The sequence below is a fragment of the Pseudomonas orientalis genome, from assembly GCF_002934065.1.
GTDB lineage: Bacteria > Pseudomonadota > Gammaproteobacteria > Pseudomonadales > Pseudomonadaceae > Aquipseudomonas > Aquipseudomonas orientalis_A.
The window spans coordinates 3,399,866-3,412,208 of record NZ_CP018049.1; the positions used below are offsets into that span (position 1 = coordinate 3,399,866).

10 protein-coding genes are annotated in these 12,343 nt (G+C 63.7%); 4 read left to right on the forward strand and 6 right to left on the reverse strand.

Annotated features, from left to right (window positions below; all coding sequences use genetic code 11):
- Positions 1-4: 4 nt before the first annotated feature.
- Entirely contained in the window at positions 5-1,009 is a 1,005-nt protein-coding gene (locus BOP93_RS15240; protein WP_104503297.1) for an aldo/keto reductase, read from the reverse strand.
- A gap of 112 nt (positions 1,010-1,121) precedes the next feature.
- Here BOP93_RS15240 and BOP93_RS15245 point away from each other — a divergent pair, with 112 nt between their 5' ends.
- Together BOP93_RS15245 and BOP93_RS15250 are read left to right on the forward strand one after the other, a co-directional pair.
- Entirely contained in the window at positions 1,122-2,015 is an 894-nt protein-coding gene (locus BOP93_RS15245) for a LysR substrate-binding domain-containing protein (RefSeq protein ID WP_104503298.1), read from the forward strand.
- A gap of 191 nt (positions 2,016-2,206) precedes the next feature.
- Positions 2,207-4,369, forward strand: a complete 2,163-nt coding sequence (locus BOP93_RS15250) for a TonB-dependent siderophore receptor (RefSeq protein ID WP_104503299.1) — start codon at positions 2,207-2,209, stop codon at positions 4,367-4,369.
- Here BOP93_RS15250 and BOP93_RS15255 read toward each other — a convergent pair.
- Positions 4,359-5,489 carry an MFS transporter gene (locus tag BOP93_RS15255; RefSeq protein ID WP_104503300.1) on the reverse strand — a complete coding sequence of 377 codons (1,131 nt, stop codon included), beginning with the start codon at positions 5,487-5,489 and terminating at the stop codon, positions 4,359-4,361. The genes BOP93_RS15250 and BOP93_RS15255 overlap by 11 nt on opposite strands.
- A 98-nt stretch (positions 5,490-5,587) precedes the next feature.
- On the opposite strand from BOP93_RS15255, the gene BOP93_RS15260 reads away from it, so the two are divergent.
- The gene (locus tag BOP93_RS15260; protein WP_104503301.1) at positions 5,588-6,358 is read left to right on the forward strand and encodes an AraC family transcriptional regulator; all 771 of its coding nucleotides are present in this window, start codon (positions 5,588-5,590) and stop codon (positions 6,356-6,358) included.
- 4 nt (positions 6,359-6,362) lie between these two features.
- Here the strand turns inward: BOP93_RS15260 and BOP93_RS15265 are convergent, their stop codons facing one another.
- From BOP93_RS15265 to BOP93_RS15285, 4 genes are all read right to left on the reverse strand, one after another.
- Positions 6,363-6,800: a carboxymuconolactone decarboxylase family protein gene (locus tag BOP93_RS15265; protein ID WP_104503302.1), complete on the reverse strand. Its 438-nt coding sequence runs from the start codon at positions 6,798-6,800 to the stop codon at positions 6,363-6,365.
- Between the two features lie 93 nt (positions 6,801-6,893).
- On the reverse strand, positions 6,894-8,339 hold the full coding sequence (locus BOP93_RS15270; protein ID WP_104503303.1) for a mechanosensitive ion channel family protein: 1,446 nt from the start codon (positions 8,337-8,339) through the stop codon (positions 6,894-6,896).
- Between the two features lie 650 nt (positions 8,340-8,989).
- Positions 8,990-9,856 carry a pirin family protein gene (locus tag BOP93_RS15280; RefSeq protein ID WP_104503304.1) on the reverse strand — a complete coding sequence of 289 codons (867 nt, stop codon included), beginning with the start codon at positions 9,854-9,856 and terminating at the stop codon, positions 8,990-8,992.
- Between the two features lie 76 nt (positions 9,857-9,932).
- Positions 9,933-11,138 carry a multidrug effflux MFS transporter gene (locus BOP93_RS15285; protein WP_104503305.1) on the reverse strand — a complete coding sequence of 402 codons (1,206 nt, stop codon included), beginning with the start codon at positions 11,136-11,138 and terminating at the stop codon, positions 9,933-9,935.
- 98 nt (positions 11,139-11,236) lie between these two features.
- On the opposite strand from BOP93_RS15285, the gene BOP93_RS15290 reads away from it, so the two are divergent.
- Complete coding sequence (locus BOP93_RS15290) at positions 11,237-12,343, forward strand: efflux RND transporter periplasmic adaptor subunit (protein WP_104503306.1); 1,107 nt, start codon at positions 11,237-11,239, stop codon at positions 12,341-12,343.

Here is a 12,343-nt window from a genome sequence, read left to right on the forward strand (position 1 = left end):
GAAGTTAAAGCGGCAGAGGCGCGCGAGGTGAAATCAACTGTGCATCGCGCAGCGCCTGCCAGAAAGCTGCTGGAATCTGCTCTGACAACGCCGCCACGTCTTCGGCAATCCGCCCCGGACGACTGGCACCGGGAATGACTGCCGCCACGGCCGGGTGCGCCAGGGAAAACTGTAGCGCAGCGGCCTTGGCGCTCACGCCAAACGCCTGGGCAATCGCCTGGATCTGCTCGACTTTGGCAATGATCGCCGGGCTGGCCTGCTGGTATTCGAAGTGCGCGCCGCCGGCGAGGATGCCGGAGCTGTAGGGACCACCGACCACGATCTCAACGTTGTGCGCGAGTGACGCCTCCATCAGGCGCTGCAAGGCGCGGTCGTGGTCCAGCAGTGTGTAGCGGCCAGCCAGCAGAAAGCCGTCGGGCTGGGCTTCGGCCAGGTCCAGGGTCAGTTCGCACGGTTCGACGCGGTTCACCCCCAGGCCCCAGGCCTTGATCACGCCTTCTTCGCGCAAGCGCGTCAGCACCTTGAAGGCGCCGGTACGGGCCTGGTTGAAGTAGTCCAGCCATTGGTCGCCGTAGAAGTCCTGTGCGATATCGTGAACCCACACGATGTCCAGACGATCGGTCTGCAGGCGCTCCAGGCTGTCTTCAATCGAGCGCAGGGTGGCATCGGCACTGTAGTCATTGAGCATTTTGTTCGGACGGCCATGTTCGAACACACCGCTTTTCTCGCCCAGGTCACGGGCGCTGTCTTCGACCTCGTCCAGAATCACCCGGCCGACCTTGGTGCTGAGCACGTAGTCGTCACGGTTGTAGTGCGACAGCGCCTGGCCCAGGCGGATTTCCGACAACCCCGAACCGTAGAACGGCGCGGTATCGAAATAACGCACGCCATGATTCCAGGCGGCCTCGACGGTGGCCCGGGCTTCGTCTTCGGGAATGGCGCGGAACATATTGCCCAGCGGTGCGGTACCAAAGCCCAATACGCCGGGTAGTTTGTCTTTCAAGCTCATGATGGTTCCTCAATCGGTTCAAGGTCGCGTTGACCGTTGAGCAGATCCTAGATTGCCTGGATAAGACCGTCCAAGACATACTGCGACCAACTTGAGTCCCAACAGGTCTTACATGATTGATCTACGCCAACTGCGCTACTTCGAAGTGGTCGCCGAAGAGGAACATGTCGGCCGCGCCGCCGAGCGCCTGCACATCTCCCAGTCGCCCTTGAGCCGGCAGATCGCCCAGCTTGAAGAACGCCTGGGCCTGACGCTGTTCGAACGCAGCCAGCAACGTATCCGCCTGACCCGCGACGGCCAGACCTTCCTTGCCGAAACCAGGGCGCTGCTGACCCACGCCAACCGCCTGGAGTCCCTGGGCAAGCGCTTGGGCCGGGGTGAAGAAGGCGGCTTGTGCATCGGCTATATCGAGAACGCCATGCACGCCGGTGTACTGCCCAACGCTTTGCGCGTGCTGCGCGATGACCGGCCTGCCGTGCATATCAAGCTGTATAACCTGCCCTCCTTCGAACAGCTCGAAGGCCTGCGCCAGCGCAGCCTGGACATTGCCCTGGTGGGCGAACCGCCAGCGGCGGAAGATCCGGACCTGACCGCCCGGCAGGTGCTCGATGACCCGATGCTGCTGGCCTTGCCGGAACATCATCCACTGACACGCCAGCGCGAGTTGCTGCCCGAGCACCTGGCCGACCAGCAATGGATCGGGGTGCAACGCAAGCCCGGCGCAAACCCGGCAGATGATTTCGTGGCGGCGTGCATCCGCGCCGGTTTCACCCCGCAGATCCCCATGGAAGCCGGCGAACCCTTCACCGCATTGGGCCTGGTGGCCTCGGGACTGGGCGTGGCGATGGTGCAAAAAGGCCTGAGCCGCAACGCACCGCCCGGCGTGGTGCTGCGCGAACTGCCATGGCTGAGCTACACCACGCCGCTGTGGGCGGCATGGCACCGGATCAACCTGCGGCCGTTGGTGGAGACGTTTCGCAAGGTGCTCACCGCCGCCCAAGCCTGACGCGATCCAAACTGTGGGAGGGGGCTTGCTCCCGATAGCGGTGGATCAGCCATAGATGAGCTGACTGATCCACCGCTATCGGGAGCAAGCCCCCTCCCACAGTTTGACCGAGTCCGTACTGGCATCTTGTAAAGTCCCCCGCTTCCCCCTAGCTTATGCGCCCCCCGCCCAGCGCTTTAAGGCCTTGCCCCATGGTTTTGCGTATTCGCCCCGTCGTCACTTCACGTTTCGCCCTCGGCCTTTTGCTCAGTGGTGGCATCGGCAACAGCCTGGCAGCGCAGATCGAACTGCCGGCGGTGAAGGTCCAGGGCCAGGACGAGTCCGGTTATCGCAGTGAAACCGCCTCGGTGGGTGGCTTCGATGAAGCGCCCTTGCTCGATACCCCGGCCTCCATCAGCGTGATCAACGCCGCACTGATCAAGGACCAGCAAGCCCGCCTGCTCAGCGAGGTGCTGCGCAACGACGCCTCGGTGGGCGACAGCTACGCGCCCATCGGCTACTACGAAAACTTCGTGGTGCGCGGGTTTTCGCTGAATGCGGCCAGCAGCTACAAGATCAATGGGCGCACCATCACCGGCGAGCAGAACGTCGCCCTGGAAAACAAGCAGCAGGTCGAAGTGCTCAAGGGCCTGGCCGGGTTGCAGAGCGGCATTTCCGAACCCGGCGGCGTGATCAACTACGTGACCAAGCGCCCCGAGGATGTGCGTTCAGTGACGGTGTCCACTGATGATCGCGGCAGCGGTTATGTCGCCACTGATGTGGGCGGCTGGTTCGGCAGCGAGCAACAATTTGGCCTGCGCGCCAACGTCGCCCATGAGGACCTCAACTCGTACGTGGAACACGCCAACGGCCAGCGCGATTTTGTATCCATGGCCTTTGACTGGAACATCAGCCCCGACGCCGTGCTGCAACTGGATGCCGAATACCAGAACAAACAGCAGCGCTCGGTGCCGGGTTATCAATTGCTGGGCGGCACTGAAGTGCCTCGCGACGCTTCACCGAAAAAGCTGCTGGGGCATCAGACCGGGGGCAAGCAGGTGGGCATTGATTCACTGAACCTAAACGGCAAATTCGAATACCGTTTCAGCGATCAGTGGAAAGGCAACATCAGCGCGGCACGCAGCAAGGTGGTGATTGACGATTACAGCTCGTTTGCCTGGGGCTGCTACGGCTCGACCAGTTGCAGCTCGGCAAGCGTGCCGAACTACTTCAGCCCCGAAGGCAATTACGACGTCTACGACTACCGCAGCCCCGACGATACGCGCCGCGATGATGAAATCCAGGCGGCCATGACCGGCCTGTTCGACACCGCCGGCATCGGCCATGAACTGACCTTCGGCACCAGCGCCTTTCGCCGGGTGATCGACAAGCGCAAGTCGATCAATGAGATGATCGGCACCGCCAATATCGACGAACAGGTGCCGAGTTTTACCCCCACCGACAAGCCGTTGAACGACAGCCACCGCAACCTCGACAGCCGCCAGTACGGGCTGTTCGTCACCGACCGCCTCCGCTTCAACGAGCAATGGCAAACCGTCCTCGGTGGCCGCGAAGTGCGCCTGGATGAAAAAGCCTTCGACGGCGTCACCGGCAAGCAAACACGGCACACCCAGCAGTACGTGTTCCTGCCCCAGGCCGCACTGATCTACAAACCGGTAGACAACGTTTCGCTGTACACCAGTTACAGCAAGGGCCTGTCTTTGGGCGGCACTGCGCCGTGGTTCGCAAAAAACGCGGACGAGACACTGGCGCCAACGCTCTCGCGCCAACTCGAAGCCGGGGTGAAATACGACTGGCGCCGTATCAGCTTCGCCGCCGCCGTGTTCCAGACGCGCCAGGCTTACCAGTACGCCAAGCCCGACAGTGGCGGCTTCACCTACATGCAACAAGGCCAGCAGAAAAACACCGGGATCGAACTGTCCGCCAATGGCTGGGCCGCCGACCGCTTGCAGATTGCAACCAGCGTGGCCGCGATTCGGGCACGGGTGAGCGGCAGCGGCACGCCGGGCTACGAAGACCACCAGGCGATCAACGTGCCCACGCTGCGCGCCAGCCTGTACGCCGATTATGCGTTGCCGTGGGTCAACGGCCTGGCGGTGCTCGGCGGTGTGCAATACAGCGCCAAAAAGTACGCCAACCGCACCGGCAATGTGGAGGTGGGCGATTATGCAGTGGTCAATATCGGCAGCCGCTACACCACCAACGTCGATGGCTATGAAACCGTGTTTCGCCTGAGCGTCGACAACCTGTTCGACAAGCGCTACTGGCGCGACGCCGGCGAGTACATGGGCGATGACTACCTGTTCCAGGGCGCGCCGTTGACGGCGCGCCTGAGTGCAGCGGTCAACTTCTAAAGAGCTGCGGCGTTGCCAGCCACAACGCCGCAAAGCCGCACACCAGCAGGCTCCAGCCCAGGTCCTGGGACCAGGCCACCAGGCTCAGGCCGCTGCCAATCACCAGGTAATACAACAAACCAAACAGTGCGCCGGCGGTGCCGAGACGATCACGATAATCGACCAGCGCCGCCCCGAGCACGTTGGGGATTGCCATGCCGAATGCCAACACTACCAGCAGCATCGGCCATACCAGCAGCGCACTGTGCTGCAGCGCCAATACCAACAGACTGCCGAGCACCGCCAGCACCGCAGCGACGAACACCAACTGATCGCTGTCCATCCCGCGCCTGAGCAGAATTTTATTCAGCCACGCGCCCAACCCGGACCCCAGGGCCAGCAGCACGCCGCTGTAGCCGAACTCGGCCGTGGATCGCCCTTGCTGCGCGAAGATAAATGGTCCCACGCTGTAGTAACTGAACAGCGCAATATTGAACGCCGCGACCAACCCGACCGAGCGCCAGATCCCGGCATCCTTGAGCATCAGGCCGAGTGTTTGGCCAAGGGCGGCTGTGGGCAGCGTGGCCGGACGCGTTTCCGGCAAGGCCCACAGGCTCCAACTCCACAACAGCAGCGCCAACAGCAACAACCCACCGAGCACGCCGCGATAACCGAAAAACTCGACCAGACTCGCACCGCTGAACAGTCCGATGGCCGGGCTCGCCGCCAGCGCAATCCCCATCGCGGAAAACACTTGGGCCAGTTCAGCCCCGTGGAAACGATCACGCAGCACAGTCTGCGTGACCACCGACCCCACCGCAGCCCCGAAGGCGGCAGCGGCCTGGGCCAGCAGCAAGACGTTGAACGTTACCACGTTCAACGCCAGCGCCATGGCCCCCGCGTAGATCGCAAGCCCAGTCAACATCACGGGCCGCCGCCCCCAACGATCACTCAAACGGCCCCATACCACCACGCCCACGGCGAAGGCCAGAAAGTACACCGACAGTGTCTGCCCGGCCCGTTCGGGCGCCACCGCAAACGCCCGGCCGATATCGTCCAGGGCCGGGCTGTACAGGGTTTGCGCCAGCTGCGGGAACATCAGCAGGGCCATGGCCAGTATCAACATATTTTTCGACTTCATCACCAGATCCATCCCTAAACATATTGCAGGGATTCTAGAGCGGCACGTCTGGGGTATTATCCGGACTTCGACACTTTATCCCTGAAATCGGACATCCCATGGCTTGGCTTGAGGCCACCGAGTCTTTCAACCCCGACGCATTCGCGGCGCCCGTGATCGGCATCGCCGCGTTGCTGGGCAACCACGACTCCGGGTTGCACCGGCACCAGCGTGGGCAGTTGCTGTTCACCCAGCAAGGCTGCACGCGGATCACCTTGGACAATCAACTGTGCCTGCTGCCACCCACACGCGCGGCCTGGATACCCGGCGGCTTGCCACATCGCGCGGTGATGCAGCAGGCCGTGGATTATCGTTCGGTGTACGTGAGCGAGGCCCTGGCCGAGCAGCTACCGGCGCAGGTGCGGGTGATCGAAGTGAGCGCCCTGCTCAGGGCGGTGCTGGAACCGATGGCCCTGGCCCCGTTCGAGACCGATTGGCACGCGGGCCGCCATGCGCATTTGCTCGGCCTGTGCCTCGATGAAATCCGCCACGCCGCCGTACAGCCGCTGCTCCTGCCGTTGCCACGGGACAAACGCCTGGCCCCGCTGCTGGCCCGGCTCGACCGCCTGCCCCCGACGTTGCAGGCGCTGGAAAAGCACATTGGCGCCAGCACCAAGACCATCGGCCGGATTTTCCTCAAGGAAACCGGCCTGGGGTATCAGCAGTGGCGCCAACAGTGGCGTCTGATGCGGGTGATCGAACTGCTCGCCACGGGGCGCAGCCTGGGCTACTGCGCCTTTGAACTGGGCTTTGCCAGCGACAGTGCGCTGATCGCTTTCTTCAAAGGCATGACCGGCACCACGCCACGTGGCTATTTCAAGTCCGGCTGAGCGCTTACTTGGGCATCTTGCGAAAACCCACCGCCAGGCGGTTCCAGCTGTTGATGGTGGCAATCGCCACACTCAGGTCGACCTGCTCCTGCGCGCTGAACTCGGCCGCCAGTGCGTTGAAGTCTTCATCGGGGGCGTGGGTCTGGCTGAGCAGGGTCAGGCTTTCGGCCCAGGCCAGGGCGGCGCGTTCACGGGGGGTGAAGAACGGCGTTTCGCGCCAGGACGACAGGGTGTAGAGGCGGCGCTCGGTTTCACCGCCCTTGCGTGCGTCGGCGGTGTGCATGTCCAGGCAGAACGCGCAGCCGTTGATTTGCGAGACGCGCAGGCGCACCAGTTCCAGCAGCGGCAGTTCGATGGACAGCTTGCCGACCGCAGCTTCCAGGGCCAGCATGGCCTTCATGGCGTCCGGGGAAGCGGTGTAGAAATCGGTACGGGTTTGCATGGCGGAGCTCCAGAACGTTGGGGTTGGTGCGCAGGTTAGTCACCTGGGCGCTCTGGAGAAATAGCCAATCCGGGCGAAGAACAGGTGACCAATCTACAGGCCACGGCTCCTCAACCACTGCAGGAAACCTTTCTTCACCGGCACCACCGGCGCGTCTTCGGTCAGCGCCTGGGCGGCGTGCACGCGGAAGTCCAGCAGGGCCTTCATGGCTTCGCCGATGTCATGGCGCGCGTCCAGGCAAGGCTTGAGGTATTCGTTTTCGATGCGGTACAGCGTGCAGTAGGTCTTGGCGGTGAAATCCGCCAGGGTGGCCTGATCGGTGAGGATGCCCGATTCGCCAATCACCTCGCCCGGCCCCATGCGCCCGGCCTCGAACGTGTGGCCGCCCTTGACCAGCATCACCGAGACCACGCCGGACTCGATGATGAACAGGTGATCGCTGACCTCCCCCGCCGGCAGGATCATGTCGCCGGCGCGGTAGGTGTGCAGGGTCATGTTCTGGCTGAAGGTGTCTTTTTCTTCCTGGCGCAGGGTGGAGAAGATCGACGACCGCTCAAGCAGTGCCCGCGCGCCGGAGACCGTGGCGGGCGTGCTGCCTTCGGTGGCGGATAACAGCCCCACGCCCGCCGCCTGCAAATGTCGGAAGGCCAGGTCGTAAAGCTGGTTGCGCACTTCGCGCTTGAGGCCCATGGCCGGCACGAAACCGCTGATTTCATATTCCACGCCGCCACTGGCCGAGGCCTTGAACGCTACGCTGGGCGCCGGCTTGGCCAACAGCGCGCGGCAGCCCTGCATCGCCCGCTCCAGGGCCTCGATCACGGTTTGCGGGCGCGCATGGGGGCTGACTTGCAGGCTGACCGTCAGGCCGAACATGTCTGCCGGGCGCGAGAAGTTGATGATCTTGGCCTTGGCCGCCAGGGAGTTGGGGATCACCGCCAGGCTGCCCTGGGAGGTCTGCAGGCGTGTGGCGCGCCAGTCGATATCGGTGACGCGGCCTTCGGTGCCGTCGATGGAGATCCAGTCGTCGATCTGGTAAGGCTTGGTGGTGTTGAGCACGATCCCGGAAAACACGTCGCTCAGGGTGCTTTGCAGCGCCAGGCCGACGATGATCGCCACGGCGCCGGAGGTGGCGAGCACGCCCTTGACCGGCAGGTCGAGCACGTAGGCCATGGCGGCGATGATCGCGATCAGGAAAATCACCGCGCCCATCAGGTCCTGCAACAAGCGCCCGGTGTGGCCGACCCGCTGCATCATCACCGCGCCGAGCAGGACTGTGAGGGTGCGCGCGGCGAACAGCCACCAGCCGATCTGCAACGCTGTGGCCGCCAGGTGCCGGGCGGTGTCGTCGACATAGGGCGCCGCCTGCATGGGGTTCATGCCGTCGTTGAACAACACTGCGCTGAACACCGCGAAGATCACCAGCCGCGCGGCGAGTTTCCAGTTGGCCAGCGTGGGGGTGATGAGGCGCCATACGGCAATGTCGATGAGGATCAGCGCCAGGGCGCACAGCATTGGGTTTTCAGCGATAAATGAGGGCATCCAGGCGACTCCAGGGCGAATGCCGAGAAGATCGCATGAAATGGGATTGGCGGGTATAGCAAATGTGGGAGGGGGTTTGCTGCCGGCCGACGGCTACTCAACTGACATGCCGCGGCCCACTGTGGGAGGGGGCTTGCCCCCGATGGCGGCCTCTGGGCTGGCCAGGATGTTGGGTTGGACTGGGTACATATCCGTTTCTGCGGTCACGGCTGCTATGGGTTCCGCTTTTACAGCGGCTCACTTTTGAAAAGCGCAAAAGTAAGCAAAACGCTCTTGCCCCACCACTCGGCACCTCGCTTGGGCTCGGTGTGCCCGAACGCAGGCTTGAATCCGTGGGCCGCCGCAATGGGCCATCCATGGCCCAGTGCGGCTAACCCGGCGTCCTGCCGGGTTACCCACGGATTCAAGCCTGCGTTCGGCCAGCGTGGTTTAACGGGGCGCCTGAGATCAAGATCAAAAGCGACTCGCTTCGCATCGTGGTTACGGGTGGGCGCGGCTGCTTTATGTAGGAGCGAGCTTGCTCGCGAAAAACTCACAGGCGCCGCGTTGATTCAGGAGGCACGCGTTATCGTTGACGTTTTTCGCGAGCAAGAGCTAGGCGCCCCACCCTCGCTCCTATAGAAGGCGGTTTACGCTTAACAGACTGGCCTTCAGGCCTGCATCCGCCCGAACTTGCCGGATTGGAAATCGGCAAACGCCTGGTGGATCTCCTGCTCGGTGTTCATCACGAACGGGCCGTGGCCGACGATGGGCTCGTCAATCGGCTCGCCGCTGAGCAGCAGCACCTTGGCGTCGTCGTTGGACTCCAGCGTGATGCGGTCACCGTCACGTTCGAACAACGCCAACTGCCCCTGGCGCGCGACTTCATCGCCATTGACTTGCACGGTTCCGCTCAGGATCACCAGCGCGGTGTTGCGTCCGGCGTGCAGGTCCAGCGTCACCGCCTTGCCGGGATTGAGGCCCAGGTCCCACACGTCAATCGGCGTGAAGGTACGGGCAGGCCCCTGGGTACCGGCGAATTCACCGGCGATCAGGCGCAGTTGCCCCGCGTCGCCCGCCAGCGGCAATACCGGGATGTCGCCATCGACGATGGTCTGGTAACCGGCGTCGGCCATTTTGTCCTTGGCCGGCAGGTTGACCCACAGTTGCACCATCTCCAATGCCCCGCCTGTGCGGGCAAAGGCCTCAGAGTGGAATTCCTCATGGAGAATGCCCTTGGCCGCCGTCATCCATTGCACATCGCCCGGGCCGATTTTGCCGCCGGCGCCGGTGGAATCGCGGTGCTCGACTTCGCCGTCATAGACGATGGTCACCGTTTCAAAGCCGCGATGCGGGTGCTGGCCGACGCCGCGACGAGTTTCGGTGGGGGTGAAATCGGCCGGGCCGGCGTGGTCCAGCAACAGGAATGGGCTGATGTGTTTGCCCATGGTGTCGTAGGAAAACAGCGTGCGTACCGGAAAGCCGTCGCCGACCCAATGGGCGCGGGGGCTGGTGTAGAGACCGATCAGTTTTTTCATGGTGTACCTCCAAAGTGCCTACACCATAAGTCCCAAAGCCGCAGAGCACTAGCCGGCGAAAGCGGCCCTGATCGTCCTATGTATAGGACAGTGCCTTGGGCGCGCGCTGACGCAGTAGATGAAAGGCGACGAAGGCCGTGACGGCAAAGGCGGCCTGGATGACGATCATCGGCGTCGCGCTGCCATCGCGTAGCTGACTCAACAGCACGCCGCTGCAGGTGGCGCCGAACATCTGCGCGAAGCCCATCAACCCGGCCGCCAGCCCGGCGCGGTGGGCGTTGGGCATCACCCCGCCCGTGACCGCACCGGGCAATACCAGCCCGCCGCCAAGCGTGGCCAGGGCTATGGGAATATCCAGGCCCGCCACGGAGAGCCCGAACAGCGCATAAATCAGCAGTGCCAACACCCCGCCCGCGGCAACCAGCGTCACGCCCATCGTCACAATCCGCTGCGGCCCGAGGCGCAGGATATTGCGCCGGGTATAGGTGGAACCGACGATCAGCATCGACACAATCAGGCCGAAGTTGATGCCGTACTCCAGGCTGCTCAGGCCCAGCAGATTGATGTACACCGCCGACGAACCGGCAATCACCGCAAACATGGCGCCGTAGGTACAGGCCAGCGCCACCGCGTAAGCGCGGTACGGGCGGCCCTTGAGCAAATCCAGGTACTGCCCGCCGAGGGTGCGCCAATGCGCGGCCTTGGGGTCGAGGTAATGGTTGCTCTCGCGAAAGAACAGCACCGCCAGCAGCCACACGACGCTGCCGATCACCAGGGCGAGAATGATTGGCGCATGCCAGCCGAACAGCTTGATCAGCAAGCCGCCCGTCATCGGCGCCACCACGATGGCATAGAGCATGCCGATCATGGTCAGCGCCAGGGCCGGGCCTGCCTCGGCTTTCCATACGTCACGCACCACGGTGCGCGCCAGCACCAGCGCGGCGCATGCGCCCAGGCCCTGCAGCACGCGGGCGGCGATAAATTGGTGAATGTCGGTGACCAGCAGCATTGACAGCGTCGCCAGCACATACAGCGTCAGGCCGGCGAGCAATACCGGGCGGCGGCCGATGCGGTCCGACAGTGGCCCGAACAGCAACTGCCCCAGGCCGAATGCACCGACAAACGCCGACAGCGCCATCAACGCCGAGCCTGGCGGCGCCGCCAGCGCCTGCTTGATGGCACCCAGGCCCGGGATGATCAGTTGCGTCGAGACTTCACCCAATGCGGTGAGGGCAACCAGCAAAAACAACAAGCTGCGTGAAGGTGCCGGGGCGTTTGCCATGGGGAATATCCGGGGGCTGGATTAATTTATATTTCGACCATAATATGAGCAAAAAATTATGTCCATAATTTTTTCCCATGCTCACCCAGGAGTTCGTCATGCCCCCTCTCCACCTGCGCCTCTTCACGCCCCTGGCTTTATTGATGATCCTCAGCGGCTGCAACAGCCAGGCCGACAACGCCGCCCAAGTCTCGCCACCGCGCCCGGTGCTGGCCGTCAAGGTCGAGGCTGGCGGCACCCAGCAAAGCGCGTATACCGGCGTGGTGGCGGCCCGCACCGAAAGCAACCTGGGCTTTCGGGTCAGCGGCAAAGTGATCGAACGCAAGGTCGATCCCGGCCAGCACGTCTCCCGTGGCGACACGCTGCTGGTGCTGGATATCGGCGACTTCGAGCTGGCGTTGCGCTCGGCGAAAAACCGCGTCAACGCCGCCCAGGCACAGTTGCGCCAGCGCCGCGACGACGAAAACCGCTACCAACGCCTGGCCAGCACCGGGGCGGTGTCGCGGCAGATCTTCGACCAGTCGGCGACCAACCTGCGCGTTGCCGAAGCGGAACTGGCGGCGGCGCAATCGGATGCCAGCCAGATCGAGAACCGTCGCACCTATTCGGTGCTCAAGGCCGATGGCGACGGCATCATCACCGACGTGCTGGCTGATCGCGGCCAGGTGGTCGCCGAAGGGCAGATCGTGGCGCGCCTGGCCCATGACGGTGCCCGCGAAGCCATCGTCAACCTGCCGGAACAGCAACGCGCCCGGGCTGCGCAAAATGCCCTGGCCTTCCCGTTCGGTGCGCCGGACCAGGCCGTTACCGCGACGCTGCGCGAGCTGTCCGCCAGCGCCGACCCCACCACCCGCACCTACCGCGCGCGCTACGTGCTGCACGGCGCGGTGGAGCGTTTCGCCCTCGGTTCCACCATTACCGTGCGCCTGCAAGGTGACGGCCAGGCCCAGCAAACCCGCGTGCCCATCGGTGCGTTGCAGGATGCGGGGCAAGGCACCGGCGTGTGGCTGATTGGTGACGACAACACGATCAGTTTTGCCCCGGTGAAAGTCGCCAGTCTCGGCCAGGAAGAGGCGCTGCTCGACAGCGGCGTCACGCCTGGCCAAACCATCGTCGCCCTCGGCGCGCACCTGCTGCACAGCGGTGACCGGGTGCGCCTGCTGCCCGCCCAGGCGCTGGCCCTCAACCGCAAACAGGACCAATGA

Excerpts from the sequence above, each read along its gene's own strand:
- BOP93_RS15240 (WP_104503297.1), bottom strand. The coding sequence starts at position 1,009 with ATGAGCTTGAAAGACAAACTACCCGGCGTATTGGGCTTTGGTACCGCA.
- BOP93_RS15245 (WP_104503298.1), top strand. The coding sequence starts at position 1,122 with ATGATTGATCTACGCCAACTGCGCTACTTCGAAGTGGTCGCCGAAGAG.
- BOP93_RS15250 (WP_104503299.1), top strand. The coding sequence starts at position 2,207 with ATGGTTTTGCGTATTCGCCCCGTCGTCACTTCACGTTTCGCCCTCGGC.
- BOP93_RS15255 (WP_104503300.1), bottom strand. The coding sequence starts at position 5,489 with ATGAAGTCGAAAAATATGTTGATACTGGCCATGGCCCTGCTGATGTTC.
- BOP93_RS15260 (WP_104503301.1), top strand. The coding sequence starts at position 5,588 with ATGGCTTGGCTTGAGGCCACCGAGTCTTTCAACCCCGACGCATTCGCG.
- BOP93_RS15265 (WP_104503302.1), bottom strand. The coding sequence starts at position 6,800 with ATGCAAACCCGTACCGATTTCTACACCGCTTCCCCGGACGCCATGAAG.
- BOP93_RS15270 (WP_104503303.1), bottom strand. The coding sequence starts at position 8,339 with ATGCCCTCATTTATCGCTGAAAACCCAATGCTGTGCGCCCTGGCGCTG.
- BOP93_RS15280 (WP_104503304.1), bottom strand. The coding sequence starts at position 9,856 with ATGAAAAAACTGATCGGTCTCTACACCAGCCCCCGCGCCCATTGGGTC.
- BOP93_RS15285 (WP_104503305.1), bottom strand. The coding sequence starts at position 11,138 with ATGGCAAACGCCCCGGCACCTTCACGCAGCTTGTTGTTTTTGCTGGTT.
- BOP93_RS15290 (WP_104503306.1), top strand. The coding sequence starts at position 11,237 with ATGCCCCCTCTCCACCTGCGCCTCTTCACGCCCCTGGCTTTATTGATG.